Here is a 23,825-nt window from a genome sequence, read left to right on the forward strand (position 1 = left end):
CCTCGGGAATGGTGGTGATCGCATTCGGCGAGGGCTGCTCAGGTGGCGGTGCCGAACAGCCCGCGACCAGCGCCAGCAACAACGCCCCCAGCACTCTCCCCGTGCGCCCGAAGCTACGCGGAGCGCGGTGAGGCGCAGGTCAGCCCCAGCCCAGCTCGTGCAGCTTGGCGTCGTCCACCCCGAAGTGGTGCGCGATCTCGTGCACGACGGTGATGATCACTTCTTCGATCACGTCGTCCTCGGTGTCGCAGATGTCGAGGATCGCCTCGCGGTAGATGAAGATGTGGTCCGGCAGGGCGCCGCCGTAGTCGGAGTTGCGCTCGGTCAGCGCGATGCCCTGGTAGAGCCCGAGCAGTGACGGCTCGTCGGGGTTTCGGTCCTCGACGAGCACCACGACGTTGTTCATCGCGTGCATGAAGTCGGGCGGGACCAGGTCCAGGGCCTCTTCGACCAGCTCGTCGAAGCGAGCTCGGGTCATCTCGACGGTCATCGGTTCTCAGTGCTCGAAGGGGGCGCGCTGGAGGACGGTTTGTCGGGCTTGCCCGAGTCGGAGGGCTTGCCCGACTCGCCCGAGGGCGGCTGGCCGGACTCGGAGTGCAGCGGGGCGCCGGTGGGCTCGGCCTGAGCCTTGACCGAGGTGGTCTGCGGCGGGTTCGCGGTGGTCAGCGGCGCGCCGTTGGGGTTGCGGACGGTGCCCTCCCACGCGACGAGCTTCTCGCCCTGGGGGACGGCGCCGATCTTGCAGTTGGCCTTGCGCGAGCCGACCGCCCAGCTCTCCTCGGCGCGCGTGTCCCAGGTGATCAGCAGGTTCTTGGCCTTCAGGTCGGCGCCGCCGGTGTACTCGGCGGCTATCGCGGCGCACTTCTCGGACATCACGGTGTCCTGCTGCTCGGGCGCCACGAACGCGCCCTCGGGGTGTTGCACGACGCCGACGATCTCGAACGCGTGCGGCTTGGCGCACTCGATCGGGTCACCGACCGTGTTGTTGTCGGCGAGCGCGACGCAGACGCCGGGGTCGTAGACGTTCGACTGGTCCTGGGTCTTCGCGCTGCCGAACGACGGCAGGGCGGCGCCGGAGGGGGCCGTGACCTGCAGGCCGCACCGGAGCTGGCGGTAGCCGCTCGACCAGCGGCTCTCGTCCGGGTTCAGCGTGCTGACGCCGTACTTGCCCTTCGGGTCGAGCTTGCCGGCCATGTAGCTGGTCGACGCCTGCGCGCAGTTGTCCTGCGCGATCTTCTCCCAGGCCTCGCCGTTCGGGAACGGCGCTTCCTTCGGGTACGCGGCCGTGATGTCGGCCGTTCCGCTGACCTCGAACTTGTGCGCGGCCGTGCAGTCGACCTTCTGCGCGTCCGACAGGTCGGGTTTCTCCCAGTTGAGGCATTCGCCCGCGACAGCTTGGTAGGCAGCGTTGACGAGCTCGCGTTTGGACCCGAGCGGTCCTCCTGCCAGCACAGACGTGAACGCGGACAACATCAACAAGCCGAACGCGCCCACGAAAGCGCCGACCATCACAAGCCGCGTGTCGCGGATGTGACCAGATCGACTCAACCAACCGGCGCTCGGAGACATCTCAACCATGATGCCCGTGCCGTGTGAGGCGGCTGTGCGCCGGGTTGGGGTCGAGTGTTGCTATTAGGACACTCGTCACTGAATTGGCCATGTTTCAGCTGTCTCGCTAGGTACCTTGCCCGCGGGAGTGGTGATGACTGACAACAACCTGCCAGGACCTGGCCAGCCGACGCCCCAGCCTGGGTCGCCGTCGGGACAGCCCGGCCAGCCGCAACAGCCCGGCCAGCCTCAGCAGGCAGGCCAGCAGCCGCCGCCGTACCAGCCGGCGGCTCCTCAGCCTGGCCAGAACCAGCCGGGACAGCCGCCTGCCAAGGGCAAGGTGCGCCAGCAACAGGCCGGCATGACGAAGCCGCGCCAGGCGACGGTCGCCGAGCAACGCGCTCGTGCCGCCGCGCTGAAGGCGCAGCAGGAGCGGTTCGCCGCCGAGTCCGCCGCCTTCGAGAAGAAGCGCAAGACGCGCAAGCGCCTGCTCATCGGCGGTGGCGTGACCGTGGGCGTGATCGCGCTGGTCGCGATCTGGTACGCGGCTGCCAGCCCGAAGAACGTCACGGCGCAGTGCACCGACTCGAACAACGTGATCGTCGACGACGACTACTGCGACCAGTCGTACTACAGCAGCCACGGCGGCTACAGCAGCGGCGGCTTCATCTACATCGGTGGCAGCTCGTACCGCTACAACTACGGCAGCTCCGGCAGCGTCGGGCAGAAGGCCGTCGGTGGCAGCTACACGATTCCCAAGGGCGCGAACGTGACGACGAAGTCGGGCACGTCGGTCCAGCGCGGCGGCTTCGGCGTCAGCAGCGGCTCCTCCAGCAGCGGAGGCTGAGCACAGTTGCGTCGTGAAACCTCGCAACCGCGGCCGAACTGGCAGCGGACGGTCTCTGACCAGGGGTTGGTGTTCGGCCTGCCCGCGAAGTACGCGAACGGCTCCGACCGCCCGTACTGGGACGAGTCGGTGCACTACGTGTTCGAGATGAGCGACATCCTCTCGCTCGAAGCCGACGTCGAGCTGCTCCACTCCATGTGCCTCGACGCGGTGGACAACGTGGTGCTCACCGAGCGGTACCGCGACTTCGGCATCCCCGAGTGGGTGTGGCCGCACATCGCCGAGTCGTGGCGCCGCCGTGACCCGCACGTCTACGGCCGCTTCGACCTGCGCTACGACGGCTCCGGTCCCGCGAAGCTGCTCGAGTACAACGCGGACACCCCCACGTCACTGCTGGAAGCCGGCTACATCCAGTGGCACTGGAAGGAAGACGTCTTCCCGGACGACGACCAGTGGAACTCGCTGCACGAGCGCCTGGTCGAGCGGTGGACGGAGATCGGCGCGAAGCTGCCCTCCGGCGAGCTGCACTTCACCTGGTCGGGCGCCGACCCGTCCGGCGAGGACCACCTCACGATCGCCTGCCTGCAGGAGACGGCCGCCGAGGCCGGCCTGAACACCGTGGGCCTCGCGATCGAGGAGGTCGGCTGGGACACGCTGCTCAACCGGTTCGTCGACCTCGAAGAGGCCCCGATGGGCACGGTCTTCAAGCTCTACCCGTGGGAGTGGGTGGTCGAGGAGCAGTTCGGCCGCCACGCCGTCGAGTCGCTGCCCGGCACGCTGTGGGTCGAGCCGCTGTGGAAGATGCTGCTCTCCAACAAGGCGCTGCTCGCGGTCCTGTGGGAGATGTACCCGGGCCACCCCAACCTGCTCCCCGCCTTCCTGAACGACCCCGGCATGCTCACCGAGTACGTGCGCAAGCCGCTGCTCGGCCGCGAGGGGTCGAACATCCAGATCGTCGCTCCGGGCTACGAGACGCAGACCGGCGGCGTGTACGGCAAAGAAGGCTTCGTGTACCAGCTGTTCGATCCGCTTCCGGAGTTCGACGGCTACCGCCCCGCGTTGGGTGCCTGGGTCGTCGGCGACACGGCGGCAGGCCTCGGCATCCGGGAAACGGTCGGTCTGGTGACCGACGATGGCGCGGCGTTCGTGCCGCATCGAATTGTTGAGTAAGACTCCGAAAGGGAACAGCACATGTACGAGCTCGCGTTGGACCCCGGCTTCGGCTCGGCGATCGGCCGGGGCATCGGCGCGATCGCGCTGTACGCCGTCGTCGGTCTGGTTCTCATGGTGTTCGGCTTCTACGCGATCGACTGGACGACGCCGGGCAAGCTGTCGATCCTGGTCCGCAACGGCGCCCCGAACGCCGTGATCGTCACCGCCTCCGGTCTCGTCTCGATGGCGTTCATCGTCGTCGTCGCGATCCTCAGCGCCGTCGGCAAGCTCGACGAGGGCCTGCTCACGTCGCTGATCTACGGCATCGTCGGCATCGTCGTGCAGGTCGCGGCCGTGCGACTGCTGGAGTGGGTGACCCGCCTGGACATCGGCTCGATCATCGAGTCGGACAAGTTCGCGCCGGCCTCCGTCGTCGTCGCCGCGGCCCACGTGGCCCTCGGTCTCGTGGTGGCGTTCGCGATCTTCTAGACACGCGCTTCGCGAAGGGACCCGGTGCTCAGGCGCCGGGTCCTTTTCGTTGGCGCAGGCGCCGGATCCCCAGGCCGGAGGTGACCAGGCCCGCCACCCCGAGCAGGATCGGCGGCACCAGCACCAGCGGGCCCTGAGGACGGCTGCCGAACTCGAACAGCCGGTCGCCCGCGCTGATCACCCGGACGGTCTCGTCTCGCACGGGGTTGCCCGTGGCCAGGTACATGCCGGACAGCGCGACCGTGCCGTCGTCACTGACGAACGTGCCGTCCCGGACGTTGTAGGTGCCGGGCACGCCACCCTCCGCGTCCTGGACCGCGTCCGGGAGCAGGATCGCACCTGCGACGAACAGGACGATGCCTGCGAACAGCGTGAAGGCCGGTCCGTTTCCCTTGGGTTCGGGCGTCACGAACTTCAGGACGCGGACGTACGGCCCGGCGTTGCCCGCCTCGCCGTTTCCTGCGGAAACCCCTGCAGTGCGGCCACGAGGCCACCGACGAAAGCCACGACCGGGTTCGCCTTCCGCGTGGCCTCCCGGTGGAACTTCTCATGGTCGAAGTCGGGCGGAACCTTGCTCGTCATCGCGTACCTCCTGCCACGTCAACGCCACCGCGCCGTCGTCCGTTGAACAGCGCGAACGGGATATCCGGATGAAGTGCGGATCAGGTGGGGACTACCCTTTCCAGGGTGATTGACCTCAAGGTGTTGCGCGAGAACCCGGAGACAGTGCGCGCGTCGCAGCGTGCTCGTGGCGAGGACGAGGGCGTGGTCGACAGCCTGCTGTCCGCGGACGAGCGCCGGCGGTCCGCCATCTCCCGCGCGGACACCCTGCGCGCCGAGCAGCGGGTGCTCGGCAAGGAGGTCGGCAAGGCCAAGGGCGACGAGAAGACCGCCCTGCTCGTCAAGGCGAAGGACCTGGCCGCCGAGGTCAAGGCCGCCGAGGCCGAGCAGCACGCCACCAACGACGAGGTCCAGGAGCTCCTGGCCAGGATCCCGAACCTGGTGCACCCGGACGCGCCGGTCGGCGGCGAGGACGACTTCGTGATCGTCAAGACCGTCGGCGAGCCGCGCGTGTTCGACTTCGAGCCGCAGGACCACCTCGACCTGGGCACCAAGCTCGGCGCGATCGACATGGAACGCGGCGCGAAGGTCGGCGGCTCGCGGTTCTACTTCCTCAAGGGCGTCGGCGCCCAGCTCGAGATCGCGCTGCTCAACATGGCGGCGGCGCAGGCCACGGCCAACGGGTTCGAGCTCATGATCACGCCCACGCTGGTGCGGCCGGAGATCATGGCGGGCACCGGGTTCCTCGGCGCGCACTCGAGCGAGATCTACCACCTGCCCGCGGACGACCTGTACCTCGTCGGCACGTCGGAGGTACCGCTCGCCGGCTACCACGCCGACGAGATCCTCGACGGGGAACGCCGGTACGCGGGCTGGTCGTCGTGCTACCGCCGTGAGGCCGGGTCGTACGGCAAGGACACCCGCGGCATCATCCGCGTGCACCAGTTCAACAAGGTCGAGATGTTCTCCTACGTGAAGCCCGAGGACGCCGAGGCGGAGCACGCCCGGCTGCTCGGGTGGGAAGAGGAGATGCTCGCCAAGATCGAGGTGCCCTACCGCGTCATCGACACGGCGACGGGTGACCTCGGCACGTCGGCGCACCGCAAGTTCGACTGCGAGGCGTGGGTGCCGACGCAGCAGAAGTACCGCGAACTGACCTCGACGTCGAACTGCACCACGTTCCAGGCGCGCCGCCTGAACATCCGCTACCGCGACGAGAACGGCAAGTCGCAGATCGCGGCCACGCTCAACGGCACGCTGGCCACCACCCGGTGGATCGTGGCGATCCTCGAGAACCACCAGCAGGCCGACGGTTCCGTGGTCGTCCCCGAGGCGCTGCGTCCGTTCATGGGCGGCCTGGAAGTTCTCAGGTAAAACTTTTCCAAAACCTGTATTTCTCCGGGCCTGACGACGTCTTCCTTGCAGAACACCACATGGGGGTGTGGTGTCCAGCAAGCAGGGGGAGTTGTCATGTCTTTTGAAGCAGCGGTCGGCGAAGTCGACATCACACCGGTGAACCCGCCCTATCCGAGCCTGTGGATGGGCGGGTACGGGTGGAGCCCGCGCGGCAACCACGGCGCGATCGCCCGCCGGTTGCGCGCCCAGTGCCTCGTGCTCTGGGACGGCGGCGTGCCGAAGGTCCTGCTGCGCGCGGACCTCGTCAGCATCCCGAGGGACGTCAACCAGGCGATCAGGGGGACCCTCGTCAGCGAGGGACTGGTCGCGGCGAACGACCTGATGCTGCTCGCGAGCCACACGCACTCGGGCCCGTTGTACGGCGACACCAAGCCGAGCCCGCAGGTGATGATGGGCCTGAGCCAGGCCGACGTCGACGCGGTCAACGGCACGACGTGGCTGATCACCGACGCGCTGGTGCAGCTGGTCCGCGACACGCTGGACCAGGAGCGCACCGACGTCACCCTGTCCTACGCCGAGGGCGAGGCCAAGATCGGCCACAACCGCGTGGCGGACGACTTCGCCGTACTGGACACCGTGCCGGTGCTGCGCCTCGACAACGCCGACGGCGACCTGTTCGCGGTCGTGTTCGGAGCGGCGTGCCACCCGGTCTCGCGCGGCAACGACGAGGTGTTCGACGGCGAGTTCCCGGCCGTCGCCTCCGAGCTGATCGAGAACGAGCTGGGCGTGCCCGCGCTGTTCGTCCAGGGCGCGTGCGGCGACCAGGAGGCGAACGACCCGCACGTCCCGGCCACCACCGAGCAGCTGGGCACCGTCCTGGGCCAGGCGGTCCTCGACGTCCTCGGCGACGACGGTTTCGACGCCGTCACGGGACCGGTCAGCACGGCGATGACCGAGGTCAGCCTGCCGTTCCACACGAACACCGCCGACCCGGGCGTGCTGGCCGCGGTCCGCGCGAAGTACAAGCTCCGGCTCAAGGTGATGCCGCAGACGGACCCGAACCGCAGGCACGCCGCCCTGATGGTCAAGCTGATCGACGCGGGTGAGCTGCCCACGTCGATGCCGATGCCGATCCAGCGCTGGCGGTTCGGCGGCCTGAGCATCCTGGCCCTCGCGCACGAGCCGGTGTCCGCCTACGACGTGAAGCTGCACGCGGCGTTCCCCGGAAACCTCTGGGTCGCCGGATACGCCAACGAGTGCGAGGGCTACATCGCGGACAACGACACGCTGCGCTCCGGGGGCAACCTGCACGCGGGCTACGAGGCGGGCTGGAACCAGGGCGACAACGCCATCGCGGGACTCGGCAGCTACTGCGTCTCCTACGCGTGGCCTGGTCCGCTGAAGTTCTCGGACACGGCGGTGCCCGCCGCCGGCACCACTGAGCGGATCGTCCTGGACGCGAGCTTGAGCCTGCTCAACTCGTAGCCGGTCAGGCCCTGTTCTGCCCGTGAAGTAGAGTGGCCTACCGGCCCCGTCGGGTGGAAGTGCCCTGGTGACGTGGGTTACACATCAACTCACGGGCAGGACAGGGATCAGTGGCGAACCGCATTCACGAGACCGCGATCATCGGCAAGGACGTCGAGATCGGCGACGACAACGTGATCGGGCCGTACACGGTCATCGCAGGTCCGGCTCGGATCGGTGACGGCAACTTCATCGGCCCGCACGTCAGCATCGGTGGCCCCGCCGAGTTCCTGAGCGCGCCGCACCTCGCGGGCTGGGACGGCGAGAACGACGGCCCCGGCGTGGTGATCGGCGACCGCAACCGCATCCGCGAGTTCGTCACGATCAACCAGGGCGCCAAGGAGCCGACCAGGGTCGGCAACGACAACTACGTGATGGGCCGCGCCCACATCGCGCACGACTGCGTCATCGACAACAGCGTCGTGATCACGAGCGCCGTGCAGATCGCCGGCCACTGCCACGTGTGGAGCGGCTCCAACATCGGCCTCGGCACCGTCGTGCACCAGGGCACGCAGATCGGCCCCGGCGCGATGATCGGGCTCGGCTCGGCCATCCGCAAGGAGGTCGGTGCGTTCACCATCACCCTGGGCAACCCGGCCCGCACGACCGGCGTCAACGTCATCGGCCTGTCGCGTCGCGGCGCCGACGAGGCCGCGATCGCCGCTCTCACCGGTTTCCTGACCGGCAAGGAGGCGGAGGTTCCCGCCGGCCTGCCGGAGGAGCTCGCCGCGCTGCTCAAGGCGTGGACCGAGCGTTCGAACGAGCACTGACCCAGACCGTCCGAGAGAACGAGAGAACGATGTCCCTGAACGACCGTCTTCGTGGTGTCTTCGTGGACGCCCTCCAGCTCGACGACTCGGTTGACGTCGAGAACCTGAAGTACCGCGACATCGATGAGTGGGACTCGGTCGGCCACATGGCGCTCGTCGCCGCCATCGAGGACGAGTTCGACGTCCAGTTCGAGACCGAGCAGGTCATCGACATGAGCAGCTTCAAGGTCGCCGTCGACATGCTGAAGGGCCTCGGCGCGGGTGAGTGATTTCGCCGGCAAGGTAGCGGTCGTCACCGGCGGCACGCGCGGCATCGGCTTCGCCACCGCCGCGGCGCTGGCCGAGGCGGGCGCGACCGTCGTCATCACCGGCCGCGACCGCGAGACGACCGAGAAGCGCGCCGCCGAGCTGGGCGAACGCGTCCACGGCGTGGCGCTCGACGTCGCCGACTCCGCCGCGATCAAGGACGTCTTCAAGGCGATCGCGAAGGAGCACGGCCGCATCGACGTGCTCGTGGCCAGCGCGGGCGTGCTGGAGGGCGGCCTCATCGGCATGCTCACCGACGAGCACGTCAACAGGACGCTGACCACGAACGTCGCCGGCACGATCAACTCCGTGCAGGCGGCGGCGCGGGCCATGATGCGCAAGCGCACCGGCTCGATCGTGCTGATCGGCTCGATCGTCGGCGAGCGCGGCAACGCGGGTCAGATGGTCTACGCGGCGTCCAAGGCGGCGCTGGTCGCGGCGGCGAAGTCCGCGGCGAAGGAACTCGGCAGGCACGGGATCAGGGTCAACGCGGTCGCGCCCGGCGTGATCCAGACGGACCTGATCTCGGAGCAGTCCGACGAGGTGCTGGAGCGGGTGAAGGGCGACACCGCCCTCGGCCGGCTCGGCACCGCGGAAGAAGTGGCCAAGGTGATCCGATTCCTGAGCAGTGACGACGCCTCGTTCGTCACCGGTCAGGTGCTCGGGATCGACGGAGGTTTGGTGCTGTGACGCTGCTGCACGCTCAGGCCCGCCTGCGTGACGCCGCGACCGGTGAGCTGCTCGGCGGTGCCGAGCTCGCCGGTCGCGTGTCCGAGGCGGCGAAGGAACTCGCCGATCTGCCGTCCGGGGTGCTGTTCCTCCGGGTCGGCCTGGACCTGACGAGCGTGCTGCGGTACCTGGGTGCGTTCGAGGCGGGCCGCGCCGTCGCGCTGCTCGACCCGGCGCAGGACCGCGAGGTGCTGGACGGGCTCGTGGCCCGCTTCCGCCCCGCGGCCGTGCTGGGCATCGACGACGAACCCGCGCCCGGGTACTCCCAGGACTGGGTGCGCGAGGACGCGGACGGCGTCGCCCCGCACCCCGACCTGGCCGTGATGCTGCCGACCAGCGGCTCCACCGGTAACCCGAAGTTCGTGCGGCTGTCCCGCTCGGCGATCCTCGCGAACGCCGACGCGATCGCCGAGGTGCTCGGCATCGACGAGAACGAGGTCGCGCCGACCACCCTGCCGCTGCACTACAGCTACGGCATGTCCGTGCTCAACAGCCACCTGCGCAAGGGCGCGACGGTGCTGCTGGAGGGCTCCGGCGTCGTGGCGCGGCCGTTCTGGGACGCGGTCACGCAGTACGGCGTGACGTCGCTCGCAGGTGTCCCGTACCACTACGAGATGCTGCGCAGGCTGCGGTTCGACCCGGCCAAGTACCCGACGCTGCGCACGCTGACGCAGGCCGGCGGCAAGCTCCGCACCGACCTGGTCAGCGAGTTCAACGACAAGATGCGCGCCGCCGGCGGGCAGATGTTCGTGATGTACGGCCAGACCGAGGCCGCGCCGCGGATGGCCACCGTGCCGTCCGACCGGCTCGCCGAGAAGGTCGGCTCCGCGGGTCCCGCGCTTCCCGGCGGCTCGTTCGCGATCCGCGACGAGGCCGGGAACGAAATCGCCGAATCCGGTGTTGCCGGTGAGGTGGTGTACCGCGGGCCGAACGTGATGATGGGCTACGCCGAGTCCGAAGCCGAGCTCGCGCTCGGCGACGAGACCGGCGGCGTGCTCGTCACCGGCGACCTCGGTTACCTCGACGCCGACGGGTTCCTCTACATCACCGGCCGGCTCAAGCGAATCGGCAAGGTGTTCGGCAACCGGGTCAACCTGGACGACCTGGAGCAGATCGTGAAGGGCTTCGGCGCAGCCGCCGCCGTGCCCGCGGGCGACAAGGTCGTCGTCTTCCTCGACAGGGCCGAGAAGGACACCTGCAAGCAGGCCGCGAAGTTGCTGTCCGAGACGCTGCACCTGCACGTCACGGGCTTCGACGTGCGGCCGGCGGAGGGTTTCCCGCAGCTGCCCAGCGGCAAGATCGACTACCGGTCACTGGAGGCACAGGTATGAGCGTCTTCGGGCGCAATCAGGCCGAGCGCGAGACCGCGCTGCTGGCCGAACTGACCGAGCTGACCGAGCACCACCGCGCGAACTCCGAGCAGTACGACCGCATCCTGTCGTCGCTCGGCATCAAGTCCGGCGAGAAGTTCGGGTCGTTGAACGACCTGCCGTGGCTGCCGGTGCGCATGTTCAAGACGCACGAGCTCAAGTCCATCCCGGACTCCGAGGTCTTCAAGGTGCTCACGTCGTCCGGCACGACCGGCGGCGGCGCGTCCCGGATCTACCTCGACAAGGACGCCGCCGCGGTGCAGACGCGCCAGCTCGGCGCGACCCTGCAGGAGGTGCTCGGCGGCAAGCGGCTGCCGATGCTGATGGTCGACACCATCAGCATCATCAAGAACCGCCGCTCGTTCTCCGCTCGCGGCGCCGGCGTGCTCGGCATGGCGACGTTCGGCCGCAGTCACGTCTACGCGCTGGACGAGAACGACCAGCCGGACGTCGAGGCGGTCAAGGAGTTCCTCGCCAAGCACGGCTCCGAGCCGTTCCTGATCTTCGGCTTCACCTTCATGGTGTGGCAGTACCTCTACGAGGTCGCGCGTGAGCACAAGCTGGACCTGTCGAACGGCATCCTGATCCACTCCGGTGGCTGGAAGAAGCTGATCGACATCGCGGTCGACAACGCGGAGTTCCGCAAGCGCTTCGCCGAGGACACGGGCCTGACCCAGATCTACAACTACTACGGGATGATCGAGCAGATCGGCACGGTCTTCCTGGAGGGCAAGTCGGGCAACTCGTTGTACTGCCCGGACTTCGCGGACGTCATCATCCGCAACCCGGAGACCTGGGAGGAGCAGCCCGTCGGCGTTCCCGGTGTCATCGAGGTCGTCTCGACGCTGCCCCGCAGCTATCCGGGCCACGTGCTGCTGACCGAGGACCTCGGTGTGGTGCACGGCGTCGACGACGGCGACTGGCCGGGCAAGCGGTTCTCCGTGCTCGGCAGGCTCCCGCGGGCCGAGGCACGCGGCTGTTCGGACACCTTCTCTGGAGCTGTGGCCTCATGAAGCGCCGTTTCCCGGCAGGATCTGACGTCTCCTCGGTCGACGAGCTCCTCGCGAGCATCTCCGGCGAGCCCACCGGCGGCCGGCTGAAGGTCGGCGACGAGCGGATCGTCGACTTCCTGGTGAAGTTCGCGCGCAAGCTGCTCGCCCCGCAGATGGCTCGCCGCTACCCGGAACTCGCGTCGCTCGGCTTCTTCCTGCGCCGCGGCGAGATCAACAAGGTGCTGCGCCAGCTGGAGACCCCGGAGGGCGTGCTGCGCTTCGGCCGCGGTCTCGTCTTCCACATCCCGCCCGCCAACGTCGACACGATCTTCGTGTACTCGTGGGCGCTGTCGGCGCTGTCCGGCAACAGCAACGTCGTGCGCATCTCGCCGCGTTCGGCCGGTGCGGCGGAAGCCGTCGTCGAGGCGCTGAACGACGCGTTGCAGGACGCGCACCCGGCGGTCGCGCAGACCCAGGTCATGGTCACCTACGACCGCGACGACAAGGTGACGGCCGCGCTGTCCGCGGCGTGCGACCTGCGCGTCATCTGGGGCGGCGACCGCGCCGTCAACGAGGTGCGCAAGATGCCGCTCGCGCCGCACGCGCGCGACGTCACGTTCCCCGACCGCGCCTCGTTCGCGCTGATCTCCGTCGACGGCTGGGTTTCCGCTACGCCGGAGAAGAAGCGCGAGGTGGCCGTCGGTTTCTACAACGACTCGTACTGGTTCGACCAGGCCGCCTGCTCGTCGCCGCGCGCCCTGTTCTGGGTCGGTGACGAGGTCGCGGGCCAGCAGGCGCGGACCGAGTTCCGGGCAGAGCTGACCGCAGTGCTCGAAGCGAAGAACCACGTCGTCGAGCCCGCGATGGCCGTGCAGAAGCGCGTCTCCGCCTACGGTGTCGCGGCGGACGGTCACGCGAAGTCGATCTCGTTCGACGGCAACGCGGTGGCCACCCTGGAGCTGACGGAGGCGGCGGACGTGCCGCGCGAGTGGCTGGGCGCGGGCACCTTCCCGTTCGCCACGCTGCCGACGCTGTCCGCGCTGGTGCCCATGGTGCAGCGCAAGGACCAGACGCTGTCGGTGTTCGGCTTCTCGCAGGAGGAGCTGGAGACGCTGGCGCACGAACTGGCCGGGCGTGGCATCGACCGCATCGTGCCGTTCGGCAACGCGCTGACGTTCTCCGACCACTGGGACGGTTTCAACCTGCCCGCGGAGTTCACCCGTCTGGTGACCGTCCAAAGCTGACAGTCCACAGAGGACGAAAGCCGCACTGGAGCCTGGTGCGGCTTTCGTCGTTTTCCGGGCTAGCTGTGGCAGTCCTGGCCGTTGATGTTGATTACGGCCGTGGTGACCTTGCCCTTGTCCACCAGGAAGTGGAAGTAGGCGTTCGAATTGCCGTCCGCGGCGGCGGTGTAGGAGCTGCCGATGGAGGGCTTCAGGTTGGTGTACTCGACCTTCAGCTTCTCCTCCGTCGTGCCGGAGCCGACGCCGTCGGATGACATGTCCGCGGTGAAGAAGATCGACGAGACGCCCTTCGCCTTGGAGACGTAGGCCTGTCCGCCGGTGCCGATGATGTCGTGGAACGTGCAGTACCCGCCGGACAAGCCGGAGATGTCGGGGCCGATGAGTTTGGCGTCCAGTGCTTGCTGGCGCGTCATGCCGAGCTTGAGGTCGCCGTAGCCGAACGAGCCGATCACCGGTTTGGCCGGTGGAGGCGGTGGGTTGGTCACGGTCTGAGTGACGACCGTGGTGACGACCTGGGCGGCCGGCGGCGGAGTGGTGCTGGACGACGTGGGTGCCGCGGTCTGCTCCGGTGCGGGCGTGGACGTGCACGCGGCCAGGCCGAGCGCGGCGGTGATGGTGACGAGAACGATGGAACGCTTCATTTTTCTTTCCCCCCCAGGGATTGCAGACTCAGAGCAGGTACATCGAGCAGTCGGCGTTGTACGTGTGCAGCTTGATGTGGACGACCTTGTCGGTGTCGGCGAACTGGTCGGTCTCGGAGCTGCCGATGAAGGAGTAGCCCGCGTTCTCGGCGATGCTCGCCGACCAGCCGGCACGGAACGCGGAGACGGTCGGGTAGGCCTTCTTCACCGCGGCGTAGGTCGAGCCGATGCCGATTCCCTTGGAGGTCTCGGCCTCTGCGGGCAGCGTGATGCGCACGACGCCGTACCGCTTGGAGATCGCGACCGAGTCGTCGCCCACGCAGGCGCCGTCACCGTCGCTGTCCCAGGTGAGGTCGGTCAGGCCGGTCGCCCGCGCGTCCTCCAGGGTCATGCCCAGCTTGAGCGAGCCGTAGCCGAGGCGGGTGTCGGTGTTCACCACGTTCTTCGGCTGGTCGGTGATCGTGGTCGCGGCGGTGCCGGCCGGCCGGTCGGCGGTGGCGTTCTGCGCGGGTGCGGCCGTGCACGCGGTCAGGCCGAGCACGGCGGCGATGGTGACGAAGATGAACGAGCGGCTCATTTCTTCCCCCCGGGAATGCTGTCGTGGCCCCCCCCCCCCCCCCCGGGGGGGCCCCACGATGCTGACAGGACGTACTCTGCCGGGCCCGCCTGCAAATCATCTGCAAATCCGCTGCAGGGTCCTGAGCTGCGAAAAGGCCGCACCGGAGAGTCCGGTGCGGCCACACTTCGAGGCAGTCGTCAGATCAGGTGCAGGTTGGCGTTGGTGAAGCCGGTCGCGAAGACGACCTCGTTGTCCCACGGGTTCGCCGCGAAGCCGTGGTAGTTGTGCCAGGCCTTGACCGAACCGTCCGGCAGCGCCGTGACGATCTCGGCCTTGCCGTCACCGTCGAGGTCGGCGAAGTGCAGGCCCTCGTTGGTGAAGCCGGAGCCGATGACGGCCTCGTTGTCCCAGGGGCTCGCCTGGAAGCCCCAGTAGTTGCGCCACGCCTTCACGGCGCCGTCGGGCAGGACCGTGACGATCTCGGCCTTGCCGTCCGCGTTCAGGTCGGCGAAGTGGAGCGAGGAGTTGGTGAAGCCGGACGCGATGATCGCCTCGTTGTCCCACGGGCTGTTCGTGAAGCCGTGGTAGTTGTGCCACGCCTTGACCTGGCCGTCCGGCAGGACGGTGATGATCTCGGCCTTGCGGTCGCCGTCGAGGTCGGCGAAGTGCAGTGACTGGTTGGTGAAGCCGGTGGCGATGATGGCGTCGGCGTCCCACGGGTTCGCGCCGAAGGTGCCGTTGTTGCGCCACGCCTTGACCTGGCCGTCGGGCAGGACGGTGATGATCTCCTTGTCACCGTCGCCGTCGAGGTCGGCGAAGTGGGCGTTCTTGTCGGTGAAACCGTTGGCGACGATGGCGTCGGCGTCCCACGGGTTCTGGGCGAAGCCGCGGCCGTTGCGCCACACCTTCACGTTGCCGTCGGCGGAGATGAACGCGATGTCGGTTTTCGCGTCACCCGAGAACGAGGACCCGGCCGAGACGGACGGCCCGCCGGTGTTGAAGCGGTAGAGGTTGTAGTTCTGCATCAACGAGATGTTCTTGCTCGCGTAGTTCGGGTCCGTCGCGTACTTCTTCGCGACCTCGCGGATGAACTGGTCGGGGTTGTTCTCCCGGTACGGCAGGGCGCTGTCGTAGATGCCGCTCGTGGTGATCAGCCGGCCGTAGTCGCGGAACGAGTCGGTCATCGACCGGTAGACCCGGAAGTACGCGGTCTCGGGATGACAGGTCGGCGTGCACTCCGTGGTCTGGTAGGCGTGGCACCCGATCGCGATCGGGCCGGGGCTCGACGCGTTCACGCACTTGAAGCCGAAGTAGTTCTTGTCGTTGGCGGAGAGGCTGCTGCGGCCCCAGTCGGACTCGAGAATGGACTGCGAGGTGGTCACCGAGGCCGGGATCCGGAACTCGGCCTGCACGGCCTGGGCGGCGGGGCCGGCGACGTTGACGTAGTCGTCCTGCAGACCGGCGGCGACCATCGTGTTCAGCGCGCTGTCGCGGTTTTCCTGCTGTGACTCGGCTTCCGGCGGCGCGGCGTAGGCGGTACCGGTGACCAGACCTGCGAACGCCGTGGCGAGCAGGGTGGCGGTCAGCTTCTTCATGACTGTCCTTTCCAGACTCGTGGCGGGCTAGATCAGGTGCAGGCTCGTGTTGGTGAAACCGCTGGCGAAGACGACCTCGTTGTCCCACGGGGAGTTCGCGAAGCCGTGGTAGTTGTGCCAGGCCTTCGCACGGCCGTCGGGCAGGACCGTGACGATCTCGGCCTTGCCGTCACCGTCGAGGTCGGCGAAGTGCAGCGACTGGTTGCTGAAGCCGGTGGCGATGATCGCCTCGTTGTCCCAGGGGTTCGCCTTGAAGCCCCAGTAGTTGCGCCACGCCTTGACCTGACCATCGCCGAGAACGGTCACGATCTCCGCCTTGCCGTCGGCGTTCAGGTCCGTGAAGTGCAGCGACTCGTTGGTGAAACCGGAAGCGATGATCGCGTCGCCGTCCCACGGGCTGTTCGCGAAGCCGCGGCCGTTGTGCCACGCCTTGACCTGGCCGTCGGGGAGAACGGTGATGATCTCGGCCCTGCGGTCGCCGTCGAGGTCGGCGAAGTGCAGGGACTGGTTGGTGAAGCCGGTGGCGATGATCGCCTCGGCGTCCCACGGGGACGCGGTGACACCGCGGCCGTTGCGCCACGCCTTGACCTGGCCGTCGGGCAGGACCGTGATGATCTCCTTGTCGCCGTCACCGTCCAGGTCGGCGAAGTGGGCGCTCTCGTCGGTGAAACCGGAGGCGACCACGGCGTCGGCGTCCCACGGGTTCTCCGCGAAGCCGCGGCCGTTGCGCCACACCTTCACCTCGCCGCTCGGCAGGACGGCGGCGACGTCGGTCTTCGCGTCACCCGAGAACGAGGAACCGGTCTGGCCCACCGAGTCCTCGACGATGTTGTTGTAGCGCTTGGCCGCGTAGGAGGCCGTGTAGGAAGCGCTCCAGGTGCGCTGCTCGGCGACCTGGCCGAAGTCCCACTCCTCCCAGACCACTGCCTGGGTCTGCGCGCCGTCGGCCCAGCGGACGAAGATCGCGATGTGCTGCTGGTCGCTGTTGTGCTTCCACAGCACGTCGCCGGGCTTCAGCTCCGACTTGGCGATCGAGTACATGAACGGCTGCAGCGAGTAGGTCGTGTAGCTGTTGTCCATGCCCCACGCCATCGACGTGAAGCCGGAGCAGTCCGCGCGGTAGCTGCCGTACTCGTTGGCGTACCAGGAGGTCTGGCTGTACGGGACCCGCGCCTTCAACCAGGTCTCGGCCCGTTTCATGACCTCCGATCTCGCGATCGGGTTGTTCGCCGCCATCCGCAAGCCGGGCTCGGGTTCCTTGCCCTGCTTGGCGTATCCGCCGTCGGTGACCAGCGTGCCGGGCTCCGGTGCCGCCTGGCCGGCGATCGGCCCCAGGAACGTCACCGCCGTCGCAACCAGAGCGAGCAGGGTCGCCATCCGTCGCAGTCGCATTTCGTGCCCCCCAGTAATTCGGGCTGTTTTGTTTACAGCCAGAACTCTGCGGGTAGGGCCTGCAAGCCATCTGCAAACTCGCTGCGAGAGGATCTACAGGCGGTTTGCAGGACTCTTACAGGTGTGTTGACCTGCTCAAACGAGCGTGGCGACCGTTTCGTCGGCGATGTGCCGGCCGATTTCCAGCGCACTGGTCGCGGCGGGCGAAGGCGCGTTCAGCACGTGCACCTGACGCGGTGCGGTCTCGATCAGGAAGTCGTCGACCAGCGAGCCGTCCGGCAGCATCGCCTGGGCGCGGACACCCGCCTCGGCGCGCACGATGTCGGCCTCGCCGACGGCCGGCACCAGGCGCGCCAGGCTCGCCGCGAAACGCTTGCGGGAGAACGACCTGAGCACCTCGTCCAGGCCGGTCCGGCCGAACCGGGCGGCCAGCTTCCAGGTGCCGGGGAAGCGCAGCACGTCGACCACGTCGCGCGGGCTGACCTGGGCCCAGCGGTAGCCCTCGCGGCGCAGTGCCAGGACCGCGTTCGGGCCCGCGTGCACGGAACCGTCCAGCATCCGGGTCAGGTGGACGCCCAGGAACGGCAGCGCCGGGTCCGGCACGGGATAGATCAGGCCGCGCACCAGCTCACGCCGTTCGGGACGCAGCTCGTAGTACTCACCGCGGAACGGGACGATCGTCGCCTTGGGACGCAGGCCGGCGAGCCGCGCCACTCGGTCGCTGTGCAGGCCCGCGCAGTTCACCAGCGCGTCGGCCCGGACGATGCCCTGCGGCGTGGCCACCGCGACGCCGGTACCCGTCGAGCGGATGGCCAGCGCGGGGGAGTTCAGACGGAGGTCGGCACCGGACAGCAGGCCGACGAGCACCCGGCAGACGGCCGGGAAGTCGATGATCGCCGTGGACTCGACGCGCAGGGCGGAGACGGCGGACACCTCGGGCTCGTACTCACGAGCCTCGGAGGGGGAGATCAGCCTGGCGGGAACGCCGTTCGCTTCAGCGCGTTCGGCCAGGGCGTTCAGGCGGGGCAGTTCGTCGGGCGAGGTCGCCACGACCAGCTTGCCGCAGACGTCGACGGGGACGCCGTGCTCCTTGGCGAAGGCCACCATGGAAGCGTTGCCCGCCACCGACATGCGGGCCTTGAGCGAACCGGGCTTGTAGTACAGACCGGCGTGCACGACGTTGCTGTTGTGCCCGGTCTGGTGCGCCGCCCAGTGCGACTCCTTCTCCAGCACGGTCACGTCGTGACCGCGCCGGAGAAGTTCGTGAGCGGCGGAGAGTCCGAGGATCCCTCCGCCGATCACGACGACGTGACTCACGTCAGGCCTTGCCGGCGACGTTCTTGAGGATGTCGAGGTTGGCTTCGCAGATCTTCGGCATGTCGAAGTTGTCGAAGACCCACTGACGACCGGCCTCGCCGATCTTCTTGGCGACGCCCTCGTCCTCGATGAGCCGGTTGATCGACTCGGCCAGCGCGGAGTGGTCGCCCGGCTTGGTGAGCAGCGACTCCGTGCCGTTGGTGATCACGGCGTTCGGGAAGTAGTCGGCCCGCTCGGCCATGACGGTCGGGACGCCCGCCGCCATCGCCTCGAGCGACGCGATGCCGATGCCGAAGCCCTGCAGGTCGTGGACCTCCATGTCGGCGCCCGCGAGCAGGCCCGGGATCTCCGCCTTCGGCAGCGTGCCGGTGCAGATCAGCGCGTGCTCGACGCCCAGCTGCTTGGCGATCTCCAGGAACTCCGTGTTGTACAGGCCGCCGATGACCAGGACCTTGGTGTCCGGGTGCTTCTTGAGCACCTCGGGCAGCGCCTTGACCAGGTTGATCCGGTCGCGGACCGGGATCACGTGGCCGAGCGACGCGATGACCGGGCCGTCCCCGATCTCCGGGAACCGCTCGCGCATCTTGGCGCGCTCGGTGGCGTGGTCGAGGTCGTGGAAGCGGTCGAGCTCCACGCCCACGGCCAGCTTCTCGATGCGCTCGTCCGGCGTCTTGTAGCGCTTCTTGATGTACTCGTAGAAGATCGTGTCGATCGCGATCAGCTTCGTCGGCTTGTTGTACGACGTGATCGGCTTGACGACGATCGCGTCGAGCATCCGGAAGACCGCGTGGATCGGCTTCATCGGGCTCTGCAGACGGGTGTGCAGCGTCAGCACCGACGGCACGTTGCGCTTGCGCGCCCACAGACCGCTCTGCCAGGTCAGGTCGAAGAACTGACCGTGCTGGTGGACGACGTCCGGCTTGAAGCCGTCCAGCAGCTTGAAGACCTTCTTGCGGTTGCCCCACTTCAACGCGAACGTGATGTCGAAGTTGAACGAGATGCGGGTCTCCGGCAGCGTCCAGGACGGCAGACGCACGATCTTGATGCCGTCGCGCTCCTCCACCGGCAGCGCACCGCCGTACGCGGCGGTGATGACCAGGACCTCGTGGCCCTGCGCCGCGTAGTAGCGCGCCAGCGTGTCGGACACGTAGGCGCTGCCGCCCATCCGGGGCGGGAAGAAGTTGTTGATGATCGCGATGCGCATCGCGTCAGGCCTTCCCGTTGGTGGCCGAGAGGGTCGCCTCGTGCACGACCTTGTGCGCCGGGAGGATCGCGTTGCGCTCAGCGGTCACCTCGTCCGAACCGGCGCCCAGCTCGAGCAGGTTCAGGAAGTGGTTCAGCTGCGCGGCCAGCGGCTCGGCGCTCTGCAGGATCGTCGGCAGCTCGATGACGGTCTGCGACTGGTAGCCGACGCCGTCCGCCGCGGGCGAGTCCGCCACGTGCTTGTAGATCGTGATGTCCCGGCGCAGCAGGTCGATCTCGATCAGGCGGTCGATCTCCAGCACCGAGATCTGCCGCACCTTGCGCTGGCTGATCCGCGACGCCGAGATCGTGGCGAGGGCACCGCTCTCGAACGACATGGTCGCGTCCGCGGAGTCCTCGGAGCCGTTGTCCTGCGACTGCTTGTGGAAGAAGCCGAACGAGCCCTTCACCGCGGCCGGGGCGTTGCCCACGAAGCGGATCGCGAGGTCGACGTCGTGGATGAGCAGGTCGCCCGCGACACCGGTCTTGATCCGCGGCACGAACGGCGAGTGCCGCATCGCGTTGATCTGCACGACCTCGCCCACGAACTGCTTCGCGGTGAGGATCGCCGGGTTGAAGCGCTCGAGGAAGCCGCAGACGAGCGGCAGGCCGCGCTTCTCCGACTCGGCGACGAGCTCCTCGGACTGCGCGTACGTCGCGGCCAGCGGCTTCTCGATGAGCAGCGGCTTGCCGAGCTCCAGCGCCTGCTTGGCGATGGCGTAGTGCGCCTCGGTGGCGGCCGCGATGACGACGGCGTCGACGTCCTTCAGGCCGTCCAGCGAGTTGGTGTGCTCGATGCCGAAGCGGTCGGCGATGGCCTTACCGGTCTCGGCGTTCTGCTCCACGACGAACTTGAAGTCGACGCGGTCGGACTGCGACAGCACGCGGGCGTGCAGCGAGCCCATGGTTCCGGCGCCGACGAGGGCGACCTTGGGACGGGCGGTCACGCGCCGAACACCTCCCGGACGGACGAGACGATGGTCTCGAGCTCTGCGTCGGTCAGCTTCGGGTGCACGGGCAGCGAGAGCGCCTGCTCGGCGACCTTCTGCGCGACCGGCACGTCGGAGGCGATGACCTGAGGGTTGTCCCGGTAGCAGTCGTAGTCGAACACGAGCTTCGGGTAGTAGATGCCGTTGCCGATGCCCTTCTCGGTGAGCTTCGCCGCGAGCTCGTCGCGGGTCACCGGGGCGTCGTCGCCGACCAGGATCGTGTACTGGTGCCACACGTGCTCGCGGCCCGGCAGCACGGCCGGCACGGTGAGGCCGGTCACGCCTTCGAGGCCCTTCGAGAGCGCCTCGGCGTTGCGCCGGCGCGCGTCGGTGAGCTGCGACAGCTTCTCGAGCTGCGGGATGCCCAGCGCCGCGTGCAGGTCCGTGAGGCGGTAGTTGTGGCCCGCCATCTCGTACTGGTAGCGGGCGCGCATGCCCTGGTTGCGCATGACGCGCAGCTTGTCCGCCAGCGCGTCGTCCGACGTCGTGATGACGCCGCCCTCCGCGGTGGTGATGTTCTTGGTGGCGTACAGCGAGAAGCAGCCGATGCCGAACGAACCGGCGGGCTTGCCCTCGAACGTCGCGCCGACCGCCTGCGCCGAGTCCTCGACGATCGTCAGCCCGTGCTGCTGCGCGAGCGGCACGAGACGGCCCATGTCGGCCATCTGGCCGTACAGGTGGACCGGCATGAGGACCTTGGTGCGGTCGGTGACCGCGCCGCTGACCTTCTCCGGGTCGAGGTTGAAGTCGACCGCGCTGATGTCGGCGAACCGAGCGGTGGCACCGGCTTCGAGGATCGCGTTCAGCGTGGCCACGAAGGTGAACGGCGTGGTGATGACCTCATCACCGGGCTGCAGGTCGAGCGCCTGGATGGACGCGACCAGCGCGGTCGTGCCGTTGTTCACGGCGACCGCGTGAGGCACACCCGCAACGGAGGCGAAAGCGTCCTCGAACCGCTTGACCATCGGTCCCTGTGCGATGACACCGGAGCGGAGCACTTCCAGCACGAGCGGCTCGGCGTCCTGGACGTCGACGACGGTAATCGGAATCATGCAGCAGACTTTCCACTTCCGGAGACGGTTGGATGCGTCCGGTACAGTTACCCCGGTGTTACTGCCAGGTGCAGACCAGGCGCGGACCACAGGCTACCTGCCTGATGGAGTGATCCTTTTCAGGGTCCGTTGTGGATCCGCGTCGTAGGAAGTACGACCCCCTCATGGACGCCCAGCCCGCCGTGCCCGGCTCGTCGCTGGGAAGCGAAGCAGGAAGCGGAGAACCGATGACCGTCGAGCCCGACGTGGCTGCCACCGACGCTGAGAAGGTCGAACCTCCGGCTCCGGCCAACACACGCAAGGCAGTGGTCATCGCCTGGGCGAAGCGCGTGCTGATCGTGGCCGTGCTCGCCGCCGCCGCGTGGTCGGTCTACTCCCAGTGGGACAAGGTCTACCCCGAGCTGGTCAAGCTGCCGTGGCAGTCGGTCGTGCTGTCGCTGGTCGCGGTGTTCGTCGGCATCTTCCTGGGCCCGCTGGTCTGGAAGATCGTGCTGTCCGACCTGGGCGCTCCCGTCCGGTTCGCCGACGCGTCGAAGTTCTACCTCGTCGGCCAGCTGGGCAAGTACGTCCCCGGCGCCGTCTGGGCCGTCCTGCTCTCGATGGAGCTCGCCCGTGAGGCGGGCGTCAACCGGGCGCGCAGCTTCACCGCGGGCCTCGTCGCGACCGGCATGGGCGTGCTCGCGTCGCTGATCGCCGGCCTCGCCGCGCTGCCCGTGATGCTGTCCGGCCGCCCTGAGGCGAACCAGCTGCTGTGGCTGTTCCTGCTGCTGCTCGTCGGCCTGCCGTTCCTGCACCCGCGCCTGCTGACCTGGTCGGTCAACCTGGTGCTGAAGGTCCTGCGCAAGGCGCCCATCGAGCGCCGTTTCACCGGCAAGGAGATCCTCAAGGCGCTGGGCACGGCCGTCGCCATCTACCTCTGCTACGGCGTGCACCTGTGGCTGCTGGTCAACTCGCTCGGCTCGCCGCGCTGGGACACGCTGATCCTGTCGACCGGTGCCATGGCCCTGTCGATGACCGCGGGCCTGCTCGCGTTCTTCCTGCCGTCGGGCATCGGCGCCCGTGAGCTCGTCATCACCGGCACCATCGCGACCGTGCTGCCGTTGCCGCAGGCCATCGCGCTGGCGCTGGTCTCGCGCCTCATGTTCACCATCGCCGACCTGGCCGCCGCCGGTTCGGCCACGCTCGTGGCCTACGTGCAGAAGCGGCGCGGCGTTCCCGTGCCGGTTCCCGCCGAGGACTGACCGAACGACGAAAGCGCCGCACCTCACCGGGGTGCGGCGCTTTTCTGTCTCTAGAACCAGCGCTCCAGGACCTGGGCCACGCCGTTCTGGTCGTTCGTGCCGGTGACCTCGTCGGCCACCTCCAGCAGCTCGTGGTGCGCGTTGGCCATGGCGACGCCGTGCCCGGCCCACCGCAGCATCGGGATGTCGTTCGGCATGTCCCCGAACGCGATGACGTCCTCGGCCGCGACCTCCAGCCGTGCGCAGACGTCGGCCAGGCCAGTGGCTTTGGTCACGTCCCTTTCGGACACCTCGATCAGGCCCGCGTTGGTCGAGTACGTGATGGCGAACTCGTCACCCAGCACGGCCTTGGCCGCGGCCGCCATCTCGGCGCTGGTCATCTCCACGCGCCTGACCAGCAGTTTGATCGCCGTGTGCCCGAGCACCTCGGCCCGGGGCGCGAGGTCGTGCGCCTCCGGCCAGGCGTGCCGGTACTCCTTCTCCGCGACGAACGCCTGCACGTCCGCGGCCCGCTCGCCGACCCGTTCCGCGGCCACCGCGCACCCCGGGATCGCCGTGTCGAGGGCGTGGGCCAGGTCGGTCAGCCGCACCGGGCTGATGCCGCGCTGCCAGATCACGCGGTCCTCGTCGAGGTCGTAGAGCACCGCGCCGTTCGCGCAGACGACGTAGCCGGACACGCCCAGCGCGTTCGCGATGCGCGGCATCCACCTCGGCGGACGGCCGCTGACCAGCACGAACGGCGTGCGGTCCGCGATCACCCTGCCCACCACCCCTGCCGTGTGGTCGCTCACCTGCTCGTTCGTGCCGAGAATCGTTCCGTCGACGTCCGATGCCACCAGTGCCGGTTTCTCCACGACGTCCATCCTCGCTGATGGCGGATTCGCCGGTCGACGTAACTCGTTCGCTAAT

At 68.3% G+C, this 23,825-nt stretch carries 25 protein-coding genes; 12 read left to right on the forward strand and 13 right to left on the reverse strand.

Annotated features, from left to right (window positions below):
* Positions 1 to 139: 139 nt before the first annotated feature.
* Both ACH413_RS17130 and ACH413_RS17135 read right to left on the reverse strand, forming a co-directional pair.
* Positions 140 to 490: a metallopeptidase family protein gene (locus ACH413_RS17130; protein ID WP_360047178.1), complete on the reverse strand. Its 351-nt coding sequence runs from the start codon at positions 488 to 490 to the stop codon at positions 140 to 142.
* Positions 487 to 1,509, reverse strand: coding sequence for a septum formation family protein (locus ACH413_RS17135; RefSeq protein WP_360047179.1), 1,023 nt, complete (start codon positions 1,507 to 1,509; stop codon positions 487 to 489). Before ACH413_RS17135 ends, ACH413_RS17130 begins: the two co-directional genes overlap by 4 nt.
* A 193-nt stretch (positions 1,510 to 1,702) precedes the next feature.
* Here ACH413_RS17135 and ACH413_RS17140 point away from each other — a divergent pair, with 193 nt between their 5' ends.
* Genes ACH413_RS17140 through ACH413_RS17150 form a run of 3 tightly spaced genes read left to right on the forward strand, consistent with a single transcriptional unit; the run spans position 1,703 to position 4,036 of the window.
* Entirely contained in the window at positions 1,703 to 2,395 is a 693-nt protein-coding gene (locus ACH413_RS17140; RefSeq protein ID WP_360047180.1) for a hypothetical protein, read from the forward strand.
* A 6-nt stretch (positions 2,396 to 2,401) separates the two neighbouring features.
* The gene (locus tag ACH413_RS17145; RefSeq protein ID WP_360047181.1) at positions 2,402 to 3,565 is read left to right on the forward strand and encodes a glutathionylspermidine synthase family protein; all 1,164 of its coding nucleotides are present in this window, start codon (positions 2,402 to 2,404) and stop codon (positions 3,563 to 3,565) included.
* Between the two features lie 21 nt (positions 3,566 to 3,586).
* Complete coding sequence (locus tag ACH413_RS17150; protein WP_360047182.1) at positions 3,587 to 4,036, forward strand: DUF350 domain-containing protein; 450 nt, start codon at positions 3,587 to 3,589, stop codon at positions 4,034 to 4,036.
* Positions 4,037 to 4,064: 28 nt separating this feature from the next.
* On the opposite strand, the gene ACH413_RS17155 is transcribed toward ACH413_RS17150, so the two are convergent.
* Together ACH413_RS17155 and ACH413_RS17160 are read right to left on the reverse strand one after the other, a co-directional pair.
* A complete protein-coding gene (locus ACH413_RS17155; protein ID WP_360047183.1) occupies positions 4,065 to 4,445 on the reverse strand; it encodes a hypothetical protein in 381 nt (126 codons plus the stop codon).
* Positions 4,446 to 4,450: 5 nt separating this feature from the next.
* A complete protein-coding gene (locus tag ACH413_RS17160; protein ID WP_360047184.1) occupies positions 4,451 to 4,618 on the reverse strand; it encodes a hypothetical protein in 168 nt (55 codons plus the stop codon).
* Positions 4,619 to 4,723: 105 nt separating this feature from the next.
* Between ACH413_RS17160 and serS the strand changes: the two genes are divergently transcribed.
* The 8 genes from serS to ACH413_RS17200 all read left to right on the forward strand — a co-directional run bounded on the left by serS (position 4,724) and on the right by ACH413_RS17200 (position 12,888).
* Positions 4,724 to 5,971, forward strand: a complete 1,248-nt coding sequence (gene serS / locus ACH413_RS17165) for a serine--tRNA ligase (RefSeq protein WP_360047185.1) — start codon at positions 4,724 to 4,726, stop codon at positions 5,969 to 5,971.
* A 96-nt stretch (positions 5,972 to 6,067) separates the two neighbouring features.
* Positions 6,068 to 7,438: a hypothetical protein gene (locus ACH413_RS17170; RefSeq protein WP_360047186.1), complete on the forward strand. Its 1,371-nt coding sequence runs from the start codon at positions 6,068 to 6,070 to the stop codon at positions 7,436 to 7,438.
* A gap of 110 nt (positions 7,439 to 7,548) precedes the next feature.
* The gene (locus tag ACH413_RS17175) at positions 7,549 to 8,247 is read left to right on the forward strand and encodes a UDP-N-acetylglucosamine acyltransferase (RefSeq protein WP_360047187.1); all 699 of its coding nucleotides are present in this window, start codon (positions 7,549 to 7,551) and stop codon (positions 8,245 to 8,247) included.
* A gap of 29 nt (positions 8,248 to 8,276) precedes the next feature.
* Positions 8,277 to 8,516, forward strand: coding sequence for an acyl carrier protein (locus ACH413_RS17180; protein WP_191302297.1), 240 nt, complete (start codon positions 8,277 to 8,279; stop codon positions 8,514 to 8,516).
* The gene (locus ACH413_RS17185; RefSeq protein WP_360047188.1) at positions 8,509 to 9,243 is read left to right on the forward strand and encodes an SDR family NAD(P)-dependent oxidoreductase; all 735 of its coding nucleotides are present in this window, start codon (positions 8,509 to 8,511) and stop codon (positions 9,241 to 9,243) included. Before ACH413_RS17180 ends, ACH413_RS17185 begins: the two co-directional genes overlap by 8 nt.
* Positions 9,240 to 10,613, forward strand: a complete 1,374-nt coding sequence (locus ACH413_RS17190; RefSeq protein WP_360047189.1) for an AMP-binding protein — start codon at positions 9,240 to 9,242, stop codon at positions 10,611 to 10,613. Before ACH413_RS17185 ends, ACH413_RS17190 begins: the two co-directional genes overlap by 4 nt.
* Positions 10,610 to 11,665, forward strand: a complete 1,056-nt coding sequence (locus ACH413_RS17195; RefSeq protein ID WP_360047190.1) for an acyl-protein synthetase — start codon at positions 10,610 to 10,612, stop codon at positions 11,663 to 11,665. Before ACH413_RS17190 ends, ACH413_RS17195 begins: the two co-directional genes overlap by 4 nt.
* Positions 11,662 to 12,888 carry an acyl-CoA reductase gene (locus tag ACH413_RS17200; protein WP_360047191.1) on the forward strand — a complete coding sequence of 409 codons (1,227 nt, stop codon included), beginning with the start codon at positions 11,662 to 11,664 and terminating at the stop codon, positions 12,886 to 12,888. The genes ACH413_RS17195 and ACH413_RS17200 overlap by 4 nt, the downstream gene beginning before the upstream one ends.
* Positions 12,889 to 12,947: 59 nt before the next feature.
* Here the strand turns inward: ACH413_RS17200 and ACH413_RS17205 are convergent, their stop codons facing one another.
* The 8 genes from ACH413_RS17205 to ACH413_RS17240 form a co-directional block, all read right to left on the reverse strand.
* Complete coding sequence (locus ACH413_RS17205; RefSeq protein ID WP_360047192.1) at positions 12,948 to 13,529, reverse strand: hypothetical protein; 582 nt, start codon at positions 13,527 to 13,529, stop codon at positions 12,948 to 12,950.
* A 28-nt stretch (positions 13,530 to 13,557) separates the two neighbouring features.
* Complete coding sequence (locus tag ACH413_RS17210) at positions 13,558 to 14,106, reverse strand: hypothetical protein (protein ID WP_360047193.1); 549 nt, start codon at positions 14,104 to 14,106, stop codon at positions 13,558 to 13,560.
* Between the two features lie 179 nt (positions 14,107 to 14,285).
* A complete protein-coding gene (locus ACH413_RS17215) occupies positions 14,286 to 15,683 on the reverse strand; it encodes a glucosaminidase domain-containing protein (protein WP_360048015.1) in 1,398 nt (465 codons plus the stop codon).
* 27 nt (positions 15,684 to 15,710) lie between these two features.
* Positions 15,711 to 17,075, reverse strand: a complete 1,365-nt coding sequence (locus tag ACH413_RS17220; protein ID WP_360048013.1) for an FG-GAP-like repeat-containing protein — start codon at positions 17,073 to 17,075, stop codon at positions 15,711 to 15,713.
* 135 nt (positions 17,076 to 17,210) lie between these two features.
* Entirely contained in the window at positions 17,211 to 18,392 is a 1,182-nt protein-coding gene (lhgO, locus tag ACH413_RS17225; RefSeq protein ID WP_360048012.1) for an L-2-hydroxyglutarate oxidase, read from the reverse strand.
* 1 nt (position 18,393) lies between these two features.
* Positions 18,394 to 19,596, reverse strand: a complete 1,203-nt coding sequence (locus ACH413_RS17230; protein WP_360048011.1) for a glycosyltransferase family 4 protein — start codon at positions 19,594 to 19,596, stop codon at positions 18,394 to 18,396.
* A gap of 4 nt (positions 19,597 to 19,600) precedes the next feature.
* The gene (locus tag ACH413_RS17235; RefSeq protein WP_360048009.1) at positions 19,601 to 20,581 is read right to left on the reverse strand and encodes a Gfo/Idh/MocA family oxidoreductase; all 981 of its coding nucleotides are present in this window, start codon (positions 20,579 to 20,581) and stop codon (positions 19,601 to 19,603) included.
* On the reverse strand, positions 20,578 to 21,675 hold the full coding sequence (locus ACH413_RS17240; RefSeq protein WP_360048008.1) for a DegT/DnrJ/EryC1/StrS family aminotransferase: 1,098 nt from the start codon (positions 21,673 to 21,675) through the stop codon (positions 20,578 to 20,580). Before ACH413_RS17240 ends, ACH413_RS17235 begins: the two co-directional genes overlap by 4 nt.
* Positions 21,676 to 21,902: 227 nt before the next feature.
* Here ACH413_RS17240 and ACH413_RS17245 point away from each other — a divergent pair, with 227 nt between their 5' ends.
* Positions 21,903 to 22,916, forward strand: coding sequence for a lysylphosphatidylglycerol synthase transmembrane domain-containing protein (locus ACH413_RS17245; protein WP_360048006.1), 1,014 nt, complete (start codon positions 21,903 to 21,905; stop codon positions 22,914 to 22,916).
* 50 nt (positions 22,917 to 22,966) lie between these two features.
* Here ACH413_RS17245 and ACH413_RS17250 read toward each other — a convergent pair whose 3' ends face one another.
* A complete protein-coding gene (locus ACH413_RS17250) occupies positions 22,967 to 23,779 on the reverse strand; it encodes an HAD family hydrolase (RefSeq protein WP_360048005.1) in 813 nt (270 codons plus the stop codon).
* Positions 23,780 to 23,825 lie beyond the last annotated feature (46 nt).

The organism is Lentzea sp. NPDC020367, assembly GCF_044387305.1.
Taxonomy (GTDB): Bacteria; Actinomycetota; Actinomycetes; order Mycobacteriales; family Pseudonocardiaceae; genus Lentzea.